This is a genomic window from Nocardiopsis alborubida, from assembly GCF_012396365.1.
Lineage (GTDB): Bacteria > Actinomycetota > Actinomycetes > Streptosporangiales > Streptosporangiaceae > Nocardiopsis > Nocardiopsis alborubida.
Genome location: NZ_JAAXPG010000009.1, coordinates 125,528 through 140,552, shown reverse-complemented (window position 1 = coordinate 140,552; position 15,025 = coordinate 125,528). Strand labels below are relative to the sequence as shown.

At 68.7% G+C, this 15,025-nt stretch carries 8 protein-coding genes; 1 reads left to right on the top strand and 7 read right to left on the bottom strand.

Going from position 1 to position 15,025, the window contains the following annotated elements:
* Window positions 1–119: 119 nt before the first annotated feature.
* The 6 genes from galE to HGB44_RS11765 all read right to left on the bottom strand — a co-directional run bounded on the left by galE (window position 120) and on the right by HGB44_RS11765 (window position 12,890).
* Window positions 120–1,130: a UDP-glucose 4-epimerase GalE gene (gene galE, locus HGB44_RS11790; RefSeq protein WP_061079620.1), complete on the bottom strand. Its 1,011-nt coding sequence runs from the start codon at window positions 1,128–1,130 to the stop codon at window positions 120–122.
* Window positions 1,131–1,182: 52 nt separating this feature from the next.
* A complete protein-coding gene (locus HGB44_RS11785; protein WP_061079619.1) occupies window positions 1,183–4,713 on the bottom strand; it encodes a bifunctional glycosyltransferase/CDP-glycerol:glycerophosphate glycerophosphotransferase in 3,531 nt (1,176 codons plus the stop codon).
* A gap of 133 nt (window positions 4,714–4,846) precedes the next feature.
* Window positions 4,847–6,910: an acyltransferase family protein gene (locus HGB44_RS32705; protein WP_168444010.1), complete on the bottom strand. Its 2,064-nt coding sequence runs from the start codon at window positions 6,908–6,910 to the stop codon at window positions 4,847–4,849.
* A 624-nt stretch (window positions 6,911–7,534) separates the two neighbouring features.
* Complete coding sequence (locus HGB44_RS32700; RefSeq protein WP_061079618.1) at window positions 7,535–11,038, bottom strand: bifunctional glycosyltransferase/CDP-glycerol:glycerophosphate glycerophosphotransferase; 3,504 nt, start codon at window positions 11,036–11,038, stop codon at window positions 7,535–7,537.
* A gap of 304 nt (window positions 11,039–11,342) precedes the next feature.
* Window positions 11,343–12,107 carry a crotonase/enoyl-CoA hydratase family protein gene (locus HGB44_RS11770; protein ID WP_061079617.1) on the bottom strand — a complete coding sequence of 255 codons (765 nt, stop codon included), beginning with the start codon at window positions 12,105–12,107 and terminating at the stop codon, window positions 11,343–11,345.
* A gap of 9 nt (window positions 12,108–12,116) precedes the next feature.
* On the bottom strand, window positions 12,117–12,890 hold the full coding sequence (locus HGB44_RS11765) for an SDR family NAD(P)-dependent oxidoreductase (RefSeq protein WP_061079616.1): 774 nt from the start codon (window positions 12,888–12,890) through the stop codon (window positions 12,117–12,119).
* 202 nt (window positions 12,891–13,092) lie between these two features.
* On the opposite strand from HGB44_RS11765, the gene HGB44_RS11760 reads away from it, so the two are divergent.
* Window positions 13,093–13,686, top strand: coding sequence for a Uma2 family endonuclease (locus HGB44_RS11760; RefSeq protein WP_061079615.1), 594 nt, complete (start codon window positions 13,093–13,095; stop codon window positions 13,684–13,686).
* 220 nt (window positions 13,687–13,906) lie between these two features.
* Here the strand turns inward: HGB44_RS11760 and HGB44_RS11755 are convergent, their stop codons facing one another.
* Entirely contained in the window at window positions 13,907–14,935 is a 1,029-nt protein-coding gene (locus HGB44_RS11755) for an ROK family glucokinase (RefSeq protein WP_231972356.1), read from the bottom strand.
* Between the last annotated feature and the right edge of the window lie 90 nt (window positions 14,936–15,025).

Below are 15,025 nucleotides of genomic sequence, written 5' to 3'. Positions count from 1 at the left end.
TGCCCTTCTTTTGGCATCGTCTCATCGACGCTTGGCGCTTCAAGAAGGTTGTCCCCGGTAGCAGGGCGCACCGGCGGCCCGGGAGCGCGGAGGACGGCGCCGCTCCGCGCTCCCCGGGGTCACCTGTAGCCGTCGGGGTTGGCCGACTGCCAACGCCAGGCGTCGGCGCAGGCCTCGGCCACCGTGTGCTCTGCCCGCCAGCCCAGTTCGCGGTTGGCCAGCCCCGGGTCGGCGAAGCAGGTGGCGATGTCCCCGTCGCGGCGCGGCCCGACCCGGAAGGGGATGGCGTGGCCGCAGGCCGCCTCGAAGGCGCGGATCGCCTCCATGACGGAGGTGCCCCTCCCCGTCCCCAGGTTGAAGGACCTGAGCCCCTTCTGCGAGGCCAGGTGGTCGAGCGCCGCGACGTGTCCCCGGGCCAGGTCCACCACGTGCAGGTAGTCCCGGACCCCCGTCCCGTCCGCGGTGTCGTAGTCGTCGCCGAACACCGTGAGCTCGGGCAGCCTCCCCGCGGCGACCTTGGAGATGTAGGGGAAGAGGTTGTTGGGGATGTCGTTGGGATCCTCCCCGATCAGGCCGCTGGGGTGTGCGCCGACCGGGTTGAAGTACCGCAGCACGGTGATGCGCCAGTCGGGGGCGCTCACCGCGAGGTCCTCCAGGATCCTCTCGCCGAACAGCTTGGTCGCGCCGTAGGGGTTGGTCACCCGCAGCGCGCTGCCCTCGGCGATCGGCACCGTATCCGGGTCGCCGTAGACGGTGGCCGAGGAGCTGAACACCAGGTCGCGCACTCCGACGCGGTCCATCGCCTCGGCGAGCGTGAGCAGGGCGTCCAGGTTGTTGCGGTAGTACCGCAGCGGCTGGCTGACGGACTCCCCCACCGCCTTGAGCCCGGCGAAGTGCACCACGGCCTCGATGCCGTGCTCCACCAGGAGGCGCTCGACGACGCCGTGCTCGGTGCAGTCGCCCCGCACGAACGGGATCTGCGCGCCGGTGATCTTCTCGACCCGGCGCACGGCCTCCTCGCTGCTGTTGACCAGGTTGTCCAGGACGACCACCCGGTGCCCGCGCGCGACCAGCTCGACCGCGGTGTGGGAGCCGATGTACCCGGCTCCTCCGGTCAGCAGAATCCGCACTCTACTCATCCCCTCCGGTGTGGAAGCACTTCCGCGCGTGCCTCAGCTCTGCTCAGCGCTTGCTCAGGAGCAGGTCGACCGCCCTGGCGGCCGACTTCCCGTCCTCGTACGGGCAGAAGAGCTCACGGAACGTCTCGTACTGCTTCTTGGACTTCTCCCGGTGGCCTTCCAGGTCGACCAGCGCCTCGACGATCTCCTCGGTGTCCCTCAGGATCGGTCCGGGACCGTACTCCTCCAGGTCGAAGGAGAGGCCGCGGGTGTGGTCCCGGTACTGCTCGTAGTCGTAGCCGTAGACGAGTATGGGACGGCCCGTCCCCGCGTAGTCGAACATCAGCGAGGAGTAGTCACTGATCAGGACGTCGGAGGCCAGGCACAGGTCGTTGACGTCCGGGTAGCTGGAGACGTCCTTGACGAACTCGTCCTCCCGGGTCACGTGGTGCCGGTTGATCAGGTGGTGCAGTCGCAACAGGACGACGTGGTCGTCGCCGAGCTTCTCGCGCATGCGCTCGACGTCCAGCCGCAGGTCGAACTGGTAGGTGCCGCTCGCCGTGTTGCCCTCGTCCCGCCAGGTCGGCGCGTACAGGACGACCCGCTTGTCCGGGGCGATGCCCAGGGCCTCACGGACCCGCTTCGCACGCTCATCGGCGTCGGGAGCGTGCAGGGCGTCGTTGCGCGGGTAGCCGATCTCGGCGACCTCTCCTTCGTAGGCCATGGCCCGCCGCATGATCGGCGTGGTGAAGGCGCTCTGCGAGAGCAGGACGTCCCACTTCTGCGCGTCATCGGCCAGTCTGCGCAGCCGCTCCTGCGCACGGTCGAAGGAGGCGTTGGAGACGTCCAGCCCCACCTTCTTCAGAGGGCTTCCGTGCCAGGTCTGAAGGTAGACCTGGCCCTCGCGCTTGACGTACCAGTGCTGGATACCGCAGTTGCTGACGATGAACCGGGCCTGGGCCAGCGCCTCCAGGTGCTCCGCGCTGCCGATCAGGACGGTGCGGCCGCCGTCGGGGATGCGGAGACTGCCGTCATCGGTCGCCCAGACCAGTTCCATCTCCGTGTTCCGGGCCCGCAGCTCCTCGTAGACGGCCTTCGGGTTGCACGAGAACTGCTTGCCGAAGTAGCTCTCGAACAGCACCATGTCGCGCAGGGGCTCTTCGCGCAGCCGCGGGTAGAGCTCCTCGCGCAGGCGGAGGCGTCCGAAGCCGCTGCCCTCCTCGCCGGTGTAGTCCGCCTGGACTCTGAGCGACATCTCGTAGAGGCGGCGCGGCAGGATCGTGAAGCGCTGTCTGTGATGGCGGTGGTCGTCGTGCTCCGTCCCGCCCAGATGACGGTTGAGCATGACAGGATTCTCGGTGCCGTCCTGGCGGTGCACGACCAGGTCCCACCTCCCGCGGGGGAGCCCCCGCTCCTCGCCCCAGGCGCTCGTCCTCCCCGGCTCGATCTTGACGGTGAAGGTGTTGTCGACCCAGGTGACGGGGAAGGAGTGCACCAGGTGGGACAGGCGTTTACGCAGCTGGAGGCTGGTCGGTCTCTCCTCCGGGTCGCCGTTGTAGTCCCCGATCATGTGCAGGGTGCCGGTGTCCGTCCACCTGTACCGCTGGATCACCATGCGGGGCAGGCGGTCGACCAGGAGCAGGGCGCCGTGCTTGCTCCGGGTGACCACAAGCTCGCTGCGCCCCACCCGGGCGCGGTGCTCCTCGAAGTCGGCGGAGACGACCAGGTTGAACTGCTCCGAGCGCTTGGCCTTGGGTACCACACGCAGTTCCCAGTCCAGCTCCTCGGACCACACGGACCCGGACTCGTCCTCCGACGCGCCCTCGGCCGCGTCGGGGAAGGAGACCAGGGTCTCCAGGGGGACGGACGCGCCGAGGTACCTGCGCCCGTCCGCGTCCTCATGGAGCGTCATCGGGTAGGAGTGGCGCAACGAGCCCACGCGTCGGACGACCTCCAGGACCGGCTCGTCGATCGTGCCGCCGCGGGGAAGCTCGCACTCGACGTGCCAGTGGCCGTCCTCGATCCAGTCCCTGCGGTGCAGGGCGTACTTCTTCTCCACCCGGACCATGAAGCGTCCGCCCGCCTCGAAGGTGGGCAGGACCCGGGTGCTGTCTCCGACGAAGTAGGCTCCGGCGGGCCGGAGGACCCCGTCCTTCTTGGCCTCGCCGAGCGGCCCCTCGCGGGTGACTCCCTGGCCCTGGACCTGGACCGTGACCTCCCACGTGCCGCGGACCAGCATCCCGGCGACCCGGAGCCGACTCAGGTCGATCGTGGTCTCGAAGGCCGACCACTCCACGCTCCTGGACTGGCCGATGCGGTTGTTGGCGGCCGGGTCCGCGAACTGACGGACCGGCAGGGTCTTGGTCAGTCCGAGGCGTGTGTGTTTGAGGCGGAGGGTGATCCGGTTCGCCTCCCGGGAGGGAGCGCCGATGTGGTTGATGGCGGCGTAACCGCTCAGGTGGAGGCGGTCCGCGCGCCAGTACAGCTCGGTGACCACGGTGCGGAGGGTGAGCTCCTGGTCCAGCTGGTAGACGCCGTCGGGAACTCCGACCTCGGGATCCTGGAAATAGGGGTAGTTCCCGTACCAGTGGCCGCCGTGTCGCACGGCCTCCCGCACTCCGCGACCGTAGCCGATCACGGCCATGAGCTCTTCCATCCGGCCGTGGCGCAGCAGCCAGTACTGGAGCCGGCTCGAGGCGGGGAGCTCATCCAGGATCCCGGGGTCGATCTTGTCCACGTAGGCGATGACCAGTTCGGCGAACTCCTGGCGGAACTCCTCGGTGACGAGGGGCAGGAGCCGCATGAAGATCCAGAAGTCGTCCACCAGCACGCGGCTGTCGTAGGCGCGGCGGAGCGCATGGTGACCGGCGCTGCCGAGCGACTGGCTGGCGCTGGTGACCGACAGGACACGGGCCCGCATGTTGGCCGGGTCGGTCCGCTGCTGGGTGATGGAGGCGTTGCCGCCCTCCCTGGCCCGGTAGTGGTAGACGGTGTGGCGCAGGATGTCCACACTGCGCGCCTGGGCGTGCGCCGGCACGATGACCGGCACGTCCTCGTACCGGCCCGGGGGGAACTCGAAGCCCTCCGCCCGCCAGAAGGAGGTCCGGAACACCTTGTTACAGGCGATCCGGTCCCGGAGCAGGGCGTTCTCCTTGGACACGTGTGTCTTGAGCCGGGTGTTCCGGAAGAGACCCTGGTGCATGTCCGAGGGATAGGTCCCCCGACTGTTGAAGCGCACGACGTTACCGCTGGCGAAGTCCGAACCGGTCTTCTCCAGGGAGGAGACGAGCAGTTCGTAGGCGTTGACCGGCAGCACGTCGTCGCTGTCGAGGAAGGCCAGGTACTCGCCCTGGGCGTGACGCGCACCGGTGTTCCGGGCAGGGCCCAGGCCCTGGTTCTCCTGCCGGACCACACGGAACCGCTCGTCCCTGGCCGCCCACCTCTCGGCGATGGCCAGGCTCTGGTCCGGCGATCCGTCGTCGACCATCACGACCTCGAGGTCCCCCAACGTCTGCCGCGCCACCGAGGCGAGGCACGCGTCGAAGTACTCCTCCACGTTGTAGAACGGGACAACGACACTGAGTTTGGGACTCATCCATCCACTCCATGAGTACGGCAGGAACGGCGAAGGGAAACGCGGTACGGCGGAACGCCCGGTCTCCGAGCCTTTCCATGTGAGTGCGGGTACGGGACGGTCCCGCGGCGACGGGCGTCCCGACCAGGCGTATCTACCATCCGGTAACTTCCAGGATCGCCGGTTCCAGGAGCCAGGACAGCGATCGGGAGAACGAATACGTGAAATGGCTGTTGTCGTAGTAGGCCAGCTGGTTGCCGATGACGGCCGCACAGGTCCCCTGCGGGCACAGCTGCTCCGTCAGGTCGATGGAGTGCACGTTGTCGGGCACGCCGGCGAGGCTGTCGACGGGTGACTCCTCGGCGAGCCCGTAGCCGACCTCCGTCACGCACTCCGACCCTCCGTGTTTGTCCACGCAGTCCGGGGCGATGAAGTCCAGTCGCGGGGTGTCACGGACGGCGATCACCTCGATGCCCAGCTCGTCCATCTCCTGCCAGCGCTCCAGGTACCCGTCGGGCACGTACTCCTCGTCCGGGGCCGCCTGGGAGCGCGTAGCGGTGGTGAAGACAGCGTCCGGACGCAGTTCGCGGAGCTGTTCCATCTGCTCGGTCTTCCACTCCTCGCACTCGGAGTAGACCGCGCCCTCGCGCATCTCGACGGCGGCGCTGAACTGGCAGACGTCCTTGGTGAAGGTGACCAGACGCCATCCCCGGGCCTCGGTCACCTCGCGCAGCCCCTCCATCCAGTGGATGGCGTGCGAACTGCCCACCAGCGCGATGGTCCGCTCCGCGTCCTCGGGGCCGAACTCACAACTGACCATCTCGGTCTGCGGAATGCGTGCGTGGCACTCATAGATCCGGTCGAGGGAGAGGGCACGTGCGTCGGCCGTGTCGGGGTAGACCGGCAGGTCCGTGAGCTGCTCGGCGGATCCCTCGTCCACGAGGACCCGTGCTCCCGGGTAGCTGTCCACGTCGGAGGCCAGGGTCTCACGGAGCTCACGGTCGTGCTGGATGCGCACCTCCCACGCCCCCGCGGCGATCAGGACCGGAACGAGGAAGAGCGCGCCCACCGCGAGGGAGGCCCTGCGGCTGGGACGCAGTGCCGCCAGCCGATCGGCGTTTCCCTCGACCAGTCGCTTGGTCGCGAAGGCCAGCACGAGGGAGGTGCCCAGGACGTAGAAGCCTCCGATCAGGCTGGGGCTGTTCCGCTCCGTGACCTCCAGGTAGAAGAGGAGCACCGGCCAGTGCCACAGGAAGAGCGCGTAGGAGAGGCTGCCGAAGTAGACCAGGGGGCGCCAGGTCAGGAAGCGGTCGGCCGCCACCGGGCTCCCCGTGGTCCCCGCCAGGATGACCAGGATGGCCGCGCCGGTGGGCCACAGGGCGACGAACCCGGGGAAGGAGAGGGAGGACGGGACCAGCAGCCCGCACAGGACCAACGCGAACAGGCCGACCCAGCCGAAGACCACGCGCAGCGCGCGTGGCAGGCGGATCCGGGACACCGTCAGCGCCAGGACCCCGCCCAGGGCCAGTTCCCACACACGGGCGGCGCCGTCGAAGTAGGCCCAGGACGGGTCGGAGTGGGTGATGAACAGCGAGTAGGAGAACGAGGCGACGAAGACCGCCGCCACGGCGGCGGTGGCGGCCTTGCGCACGCTCCACCCGATCCGGGGGGCGATCAGGCCGGCGGCGGCCAGGAGGACGGGCCACACCAGGTAGAACTGCCCCTGGATGGCCAGTGACCAGAAGTGCTGGAGCGGGCTGGCCCCGTCGTGCTCCGCCAGGTAGTCGACCGCGCCGAAGGCCAGGTGCCAGTTCTGGTAGTACAGAGCGGACGCGAAGACGTCGGAGATGATGTCCGACCAGCGAGAACGCGGCATCCACAGGAAGGTCGCGACCAGCACGCCGGCCATGACGACGGCGGCGGCCGGAAAGAGCCGCTTGACGAGCCTCGCCCAGAAGGCCCGGAAGGCCACGCCCGTCCCGCGTTCCATCGCGCGTACCAGCGATCCGGTGATGAGGAAGCCGGTGAGCAGCAGGAACACGTCGACGCCGCCGGAGACCGTCCCGAACCAGATGTGGTAGACGGCCACCAGCGACACTGCGACGGCACGCAGCCCTTCGATCTCGGGCCGGTACTCCCGTTTCGCCGTCGACCGGGAAGGGCTGGGAGCAGGTGTCCCATGGCTCGCGTCGACGACGTTCACAGAAGGTGCAGACACAGAGAAGTCCACCACCTCGGGTCAGGAAAATTCGGAGGGGAACATGGCCAGACCGCAGCGCGAGGCTTCTCGGAGCGGGGCGAGGGGTCCTGGCCGAGCCATCGAAGGCGTCGTCCTGGCCACAGCCAGGCTACGTGATGTTTCCTCCCATTTTGCCGCCAGGTGAACACTGACTAACGCCCGCACCGGCCCCGTCCGCCGTGAACGCACACGACGGAAGCCGCCCGCACCGGAGGCCCGAGACAGCGGCCACCGCGCCCCGACCCGCCAGCACACCCACGCCCCGGGGGCCCGACACCGCACCGGACTCGGACTACGCCAAGGTGACGGGGAATCCGCCGAACCCGTGCCGGGGAGCCCTCGTGGCACCAGAGGCCGTCGACGACGCCCTTCGAGACCGGGGGACACGCGCCGGGCCCTGCTCACCGACGGGGAACGGAACCGTTCTCCTCCCCGCGGCTGCAAGGGGAATCACACTCCACCGGGAACGGAACACGAAAGGCCCGGGAAAGGAGGAGGATTTCTGTTATGGATTCGATCCCGACACGTGACAGGTAAAAGTGATGCGCGTCACTTTACCCTTCGGAGAGGTTCACATCCTTCCGTCGGACGACACGAAACCGTTCACAGAAGGTGGCCGAAGACCCGGTCGACGACTCGTGTGGCGGCCTTTCCGTCGTCCAGCGGACAGAACTGCTCGACGAAGGCCTCGTAGCGGTCCTTGTGCCGTTCGCTCACCTCGTCGGCCCCGCGAATCGCCTCGATCACCTCGTCCGAGGTACGCAGCAGGGGGCCGGGAGCGGTCTCCTCGAAGTCGAAGTAGAAGCCGCGCAGGTGGTCCCGGTACTCCTCCAGGTCGTAGGTGAAGAACAGCATCGGACGGCCGGTGTTGGCGAAGTCGAACATCAGCGACGAGTAGTCCGTCACCAGGACGTCCGTCACCAGGAACAGCTCCTGGACCTCCGGATACGCCGACACGTCGTAGACGAAGTCCTCACCCACCACCGGCACACGGTCGACGATGTTGGGGTGGCACCGCACCAACAGCACGTGGTCGTCGCCCAGCGCCTCGTACATGCGGGCCAGGTCGAGTTGCAGGTCCAGCTTGTACTTGCCCGCCGAGTAGAACCTGTTGTCGCGCCAGGTCGGCGCGTAGAGCACGACACGCTTGCCGGCGGGAAGGCCCAACCGCTGACGCACCCTCTCCTTGACGGCCTCCCGATCGGGGGCGTGGAAAAGGTCGTTTCGCGGGTATCCGGTCTCCAGGATCTCCCCCTCGTACCGGAACGCGCTGCGCAGGATCGGTGTGGCCCACGGGCTGGGAGAGATCAGGTAGTCCCACTGGTGGGTCTCCCGGAGCAGGCGCTCGTGGTAGTCGCGGTTACCGAACCGGACGTCCTCGATGTCGAAGCCGATGCGCTTGAGCATGGAACCGTGCCAGGTCTGCACCACCTTCTGCCCCGGGCGCTTGTCGAACCAGGTCGGCAGGTGGGCGTTGGAGACGATGTACTCCGAGCGGGCGAACGCCTCGAAGTACTCCCTGCTCGACACGTGGACCTCGCCCAGTCCTTCGGGCAGTCTGACCTGGCGGTCCTTGACCAGCCAGGACATCGGCGTCTCGACGCCCCGGCGCCCCAGTTCCTCGCAGATGCCCCGGGGGCTGTCGGAGTACTGCTTGCCCGAGTAGGCGTCGAAGAGCAGGCCCGGAGCCACGGGCTTCTTCCGGAAGGCCGGGTAGTTCTTCTCCCGCAGGAGCTGCTGCGCGTAGGATCCCTGCTCATCCGCGCGGAGGGCGCCGTTGACCCTCAGCCAGGGCCGGCCCTCGCTGTCCGCTTCCAGGCTGGCCGCCGGCCCGTCCTCGTCGAAGGTCGAGGGAAGCGACCGCAGCAGGGCGGCGTCCATCCCCATCAGGGCGTCGCGCTGATCGCTCCCGTCATCGCGCCTCAGGAGGAACCTGTAGGCGCCAGAGGCCAGGGGGAGGGTCTGGCCGAAGAACGGCATGGCCGTGGGAGCGAAGCGGATGTGGAAGGTCGACCCCTCGAACCTCATCGGGAAGATCCGCTCGTCCATCCGCTCCTTGGCGGACAGCAGGAAGGAGAGACCCGCAGGGTCTTCCCCGTGGTACTCACCGGACAGAAGCAGTTCCCTGCCCTCCCAGCGCACCGACGTGATGACGGCGGACTGCCGCTCCACGCGAAGACTGAGACGCTGGGAGAAGTCAGTGCTCACCAGGACGGCCAGTCCCGCGAAATCGTGACGCGCCGGTTCCACGCGTCGTGCGCTGGTGACGTCCTTGGTGCCTGACGGCGTCTCCAGCTCCACACGCCAGTCCTCGTGCTCGCGGGCCCCCGTCACGCCCACCCGTTCCGTGTAGCCCGCGACGAGTTCGTCAAGACGGACCCGCGCACGGAACGTGCGGCCCTCCGCGACGACGGGAACCGTGATCTCCGTGTCCCCGGGTTCCCTCCTGAACCGCAGCCCCATGGGCTGCTCGACCGCGTCCTCGGGAAGTTCGCCGATGAGCACGACCTCGTCCCCCTGGAGTTCGTGACCGGTGAGGAGCACCGGTCCACAGTCCACGGAGAGACGCAGCTCGTGGGCGTCGGGCCAGTGGGGACGGACCCACACGCCGGGGGCCACCTCCGCGGGGCCGACGCGCCGCACCCTGCTCTCACCGGGCCTCGCGAGCCGGGCGGTTCTGCGAAAGCCCCGGTTGAGCACCCCGAGTTCGATGTACCACTCGGAGTCCTGCCACGTGTTGTCGGTCTGCAGTGACCGCGGGTCCACGGTGATCTCATATCCTCCCCAGTCCTTGCGGGAGGTGACCACGTTGGAGGCGAAGCGGAACTCGTTCGCCTGGTGCACGGAGACTGGGATCCGCACCTTCTTCCCGGTACGTCCGTTGACCGCCCAGGCGCTCAGGTGCTGCTGGATGCGCTTGTTGGGTCGGAGGAACTTGAGGCAGACCCTCCCCCGAACCACCAGCTTGCCGTCACGCCAGGTCGTCTCCTCGACCTTCTGGCGCAGTTCGAGTTCGGTGTCGAGTCGGTAGACCCGGCGGGGGATCCCCATCTCGGGGTCATCCTTGAAGGGATAGTCACCGTAGAACCGGAGCCCGTGCCGCACGACCTTCGCCTGCCGCGCCTGGACACCCTTGCTGAAGGCGACGACCTGCTGGACCTGGGCTCCCCGGCGCCCCCCGATCAGGTGCCACTTGAGGCGTTCGATCGCGGGCATCCCACGGTGGGCACGTGAGTCGACCGTCTCGAGATAGGTCGCGGCCAGATCCAGGAACCGCTCCAGGAAGTCGTCGTCGGCCTGGTCGAGTACCTGGACGAAGGCGCGCAGATCCTGGCCGAGCGCGACCTGGTCCCACTTCCGCTTGTCCTCCGGTCTCTGGCTCCTCACGATGAAGTCGCTGACCGAGGTCACCGCCTGGAAGCGGTCCTCCAGGGCGCGGGGGCGGAACCGGTCCTGGGTGATGGAGCGGTCGTCGCTGGGCCTTTGCCGCCACAGGTAGACGGGCTCGGACAGAACGTCCACGGACCCCGCCAGGAAGTGGAGCGGAATCACCACGGCCTCGTCCTCGTAGAGGACACCGACGGGGAAGGACATCCCCTGCTTGTCCCAGAAGGACTTCCGCCACACCTTGTTGGTGGCGAGCCTGTCCACGAGCAGCCTGTCGTCCCGGGTGATATGCGTCCCCGGCCGCGTGGTCAGAAAGATCTCCCTGTGCATGGGGGACTGCCAGACCCTCAACTCGTTGAGCAGGTGAACGTTCCCGCTGGAGAAGTCCGACCCTGTCCGGCGCAGGCTGCTGAGGTGGTAGCCGAAGGCATGGGACGGGATGACGTCGTCGCTGTCGACGAAGGTGAGGAACTCGCCTCTCGCGTGGCGGGCCCCGGTGTTGCGCGCCGCGCCCAGGCCCCCGTTCTCCTGCCTGATGAGCCTGAATCTCTGGTCCTGCTCCGCGAAGCGTGCGGCGATGTCGGAACTGCCGTCCTTGGAACCGTCATCCACCATGACGACCTCGAAATCGGTCCACGTCTGGACACGCAGCGAACGCAGGCATTCGTCGAGGTATCTCTCAACGTTGTAGATGGGGACGACAACACTGAGTGCGACCACGGTTACTCCAAGGTTCCACGTATCCGGACACGCCCGTCTCACAGCGCAGGTCGCGGTGACGCGAACCCGTTACCGCTGAGTGAGTGATGGGGGATCAGGATGCCTGCCTGCCAGTTCACAGATGCACAACAACTGACAAGTCATGACAAGGTGGGCAAAGTAAACCCTAGGCTAGCCCATGGCTTCGGAATCCTGGACATCGCGGTACCGACCGTCGCGCCTCCGCCGGAGACACCTGCGGCGGCCCTCCCCAACGGGGAGGACCGCCGCACGGCGTCCGGGGCCTGCTCGCCCCGTCCGGGGTCTACTCGCCCCTCCACACGGGGGCCCGCTTCTCGGCGAAGGCCGCCGCGCCCTCCATGGCGTCCTGGCTGACGAACACCGGGCCCGTCAGCTCGTTCTGCTTCTCCCACATCCGCTCGGTGGACCAGTCGCCGGAGGAGGTGATGACCTCCTTGGACACCCGCACCGCCAGCGGACCGTTGGCGGTGATGCGGGCAGCCAGCTCACGGGCGCCCGCCAGGGCCCCGCCGGTGGCGGTGACCCGGTTGACCAGCCCGAGCTCGGCCAGGCGCGGGGCCTCGACGAAGTCGCCGGTCAGGGCGAACTCCATCGCGATGTTGCGCGGGATGCGGTGCTGGAGGCGCAGCAGGCCGCCCGCACCGGCGACCAGGCCGCGCTTGACCTCGGGGATGCCGAACCTGGCGTCCTCCGCGGCCACGACCAGGTCGCAGGCCAGCACGGCCTCGAACCCGCCCGCGAGGGCGTACCCCTCCACGGCGGCGATCAGCGGCTTGCGCGGCGGGCGCTCGGCGAAGCCGCCGAACCCGCGCCCCTCCACCAGCGGGACCTCGCCCCGCATGAAGGCCTTGAGGTCCATCCCGGCGCAGAAGGTGCCGCCCGCGCCGGTGATGACGCCGACGCTCAGGTCCTTGCGCGCGTCCAGGTCGTCGAGTGCCTCGGCGACGCGGGCGGCGACCGCGGCGTTGACCGCGTTCCTGGCCTGGGGCCGGTTGATGGTGATGACGGCGACGCCGTCCTCGGCGGTGTAGAGAACCTCGTCGGACACGGTGTCCCCCTACTTCGGCGGCATGCGCAGCGCGCCGTCGATGCGGACGACCTCGCCGTTGACGTAGCTGATCTCCAGCAGGGCCCGGGCGAGCCTGCCGAACTCCTCGGCGGTGCCCAGGCGCTTGGGGAAGGGCACCGGCGCGGCCAGGCGCTGCTTGAACTCCTCGGCGCCCTCGCCCTCGCCGTAGATGGGCGTCTCCAGGATGCCGGGGGCGATCGTGTTGACCGTGATGCCGACGGCCGCGAGGTCGCGGGCGGCCGGGAGGGTCATGCCGATGACGCCGCCCTTGGAGGAGGAGTAGGCGATCTGACCGATCTGGCCCTCGATGCCCGCGAGGGAGGCGGTGTTGACGATGGAGCCGCGCTCGCCGTCCTCGTTGACCGGCTCGGTCTTCGCGATCTCGGCCGCGGCCAGGCGCAGCACGTTGAAGGTGCCGATGAGGTTGACCTGGATGACCTTCTGGTAGCTGTCCAGGTCGTGGGGGTTGCCGTGGCGGTCGACGGTGCGGGTCGCCCAGCCGATGCCCGCGCAGGACACGGCCACCCGGAAGGGTTTGCCGGTGTCGACGGCGGCCTGGACCGCGGCCTTGACCTGGTCCTCCTGGGAGACGTCGGTGCGCACGAAGACACCGCCGATCTCCTTGGCGACCGCCTCCCCGCGCTCGGCGTTGAGGTCGGCGACGACGACGGTCGCGCCCGCGGAGGCGAGCTCCCTGGCGGTGGCCTCACCCAGGCCACTCGCGCCGCCCGAGACGAGGGCGGAGATTGCGTTGAGATCCATGGCGGCACTCTACAGAGGATGTGACCTGCGCACTAGAACCGGGTTCGGTTAATTGTGGGTAGCCCTTCCGAACAGGCCTTTCGTTCGAAATCCGAGGTTCTTCGCGGAACTTGCGCGCACCGTCGTCACGGAGCGCTACGGTCCTGTCATGGCGATGACGTCCGCATTAACATGGGCTCAGGAATCGACCCCGGAGGCTTCGATGACCGCTGAGCCGCTCCCCGACTGGTTCATGCCCCCGCCCGGCGGCTGGACCGCCGACGACATGGACAACCTCCCCCCGGGAGCGCCCCGGATGGAACTCATCGACGGAGCCCTCGTCTTGCTTTCCCCCCAGACCCGATTCCACGCCAAGGTCATGATCCGCCTCGCGGCCCGTCTGGAGGAAGCGGCGCCTCCCAACGTCGACGTCCTCTCGGAAATGACCATGAAGCTCGGCAAGCGCCAACGCCCGGAGCCCGATCTCGTCGTCTACGAGTTCGAGGAGGGGGCCGAGGAGCACCTCGGCTGGTACCAGGCCACCCACGTCCCTCCCGAGGACGTACTCATCACTGTGGAGATCGTGTCCAAGGAGTCCCAGGACCGGGATCGCTCCACCAAGCCGCTCAAGTACGCGCAGGCGGGCATCCCGCATTTCTGGCGGATCGAGCACGAGGAGAACGGACCCGCCGTCTACGTCTATGAGTTGGACGGCACGAAGGAGCCCCGCTACATCCCTGTCACCGTCGCTCGGGAACGCCTCAAACTGGAGCTCCCGTTCCCGATCGACATCGACGTGAGGGCGCTGTCCCGCTAGGTCCCGCGCAACGCGGCGCGCGGCCCGCTCCGGCCGCGTGCCGCCGCTCCCGACGGGGCCACCGGACCTAGTGCTGCGACCACAAAGGTTCACCGAGGTCGCCCCCTCCGCCGTGATCTTGTACTTATAGCGAGGTTCGACCGCCCAACCTCGCTATAAGTACAAGATCAACGCAGGTCAGGGCTCTTGTGACACACCAGCAACGGTTCTGGTCAGTCCACTAACTCCTGCCGAAACGCCCCAGACGGCGCTGTCGGCGCCGCTGGTGCCACCGGGGCAACGCCTCTCTGGCCAGGTCCGCGGCGCCGATGAGGCCCGCTTCGTTGCCCAGTTCGGCCGCCGCCACCCGGGCCTCCGGGCGGTATCCGCGCCCGGTGAGGCTGCGTCCGAACGCCTCCCTCGCGGGCTCCAGCAGCAGCTCCCCCGCCTCGGACACGCCGCCGCCCACGATGAACAGCTCCGGGTCGAACGCCGCGGCCAGGTTGGCCAGACCCGAGCCCAGCCATCCCCCCGCCTCCCGCATCAGCTCCACGCACGCGCGGTCCCCCTTGCGCGCCAGCTCGCTGACCAGCGGCCCGGTGATCTGGGCGGCGTCGCCGCCCACAGCCTGGTGCAGGGCCTCCGCCACCGGCGACTGCGAGGCCACCAGCTCCCGCGCCTCCCGGGTCAGCGCGTTGCCGCTGGCGTACTGCTCCCAGCAGCCCCGGTTCCCGCACTCGCAGCGGTGGCCGCCCGACACCACCGTCATGTGCCCGAACTCCCCGGCCAGCCCATACCGGCCCCGGTGCAGGTTCCCGTCGAGCACGACCGCTCCGCCGATACCCGTGCCCAGGTTGACCACCACGACGTTGTCCACGCCCCGGCCCGCCCCTGCGCGCACCTCGGCCCAGGCGGAGGCGTTCGCGTCGTTCTCCACCACCACGGGCAGCCCCAGCCGCAGCGCCAGGGCGTCGCGCAGCGGCTCCCGGCGCCAGGACAGGTGCGGGGCGAACAGCACGTTGGCCCGCCGCTCGTCGACGAAACCGGCGGCGCCCACCCCCACGGCGCGCACCCGGAACTCCCGGCGCAGCTCCCGCACCACCGAGACGATCGTGTCCTCCACGACCGCCGGGCTCTTGCTGCGCTCGGGGGTCTCCGTGCGCAGCCGGGCCAGGATGCGCCCGCCGGGCGTCACCACACCGGCGGCCACCTTCGTCCCGCCGATGTCCACCCCGATCGTCAGGGCGTGCCCGTACCGCGTGTCCGCCACCGTGACCAACTCCACCGCCTCGGACCCGCACTCCGCGGGTCAGCCACACATGAGAACGCGCACCCGGCCGCCTCGGTGCCCGGGTGCGCG

What these genes read in the sequence shown, in the direction of transcription:
- HGB44_RS11785 (WP_061079619.1), bottom strand. Translation starts at nt 4,713, where the DNA reads ATGAGTCCCAAACTCAGTGTCGTTGTCCCGTTCTACAACGTGGAGGAG.
- HGB44_RS11765 (WP_061079616.1), bottom strand. Translation starts at nt 12,890, where the DNA reads ATGGATCTCAACGCAATCTCCGCCCTCGTCTCGGGCGGCGCGAGTGGC.
- HGB44_RS11760 (WP_061079615.1), top strand. Translation starts at nt 13,093, where the DNA reads ATGACCGCTGAGCCGCTCCCCGACTGGTTCATGCCCCCGCCCGGCGGC.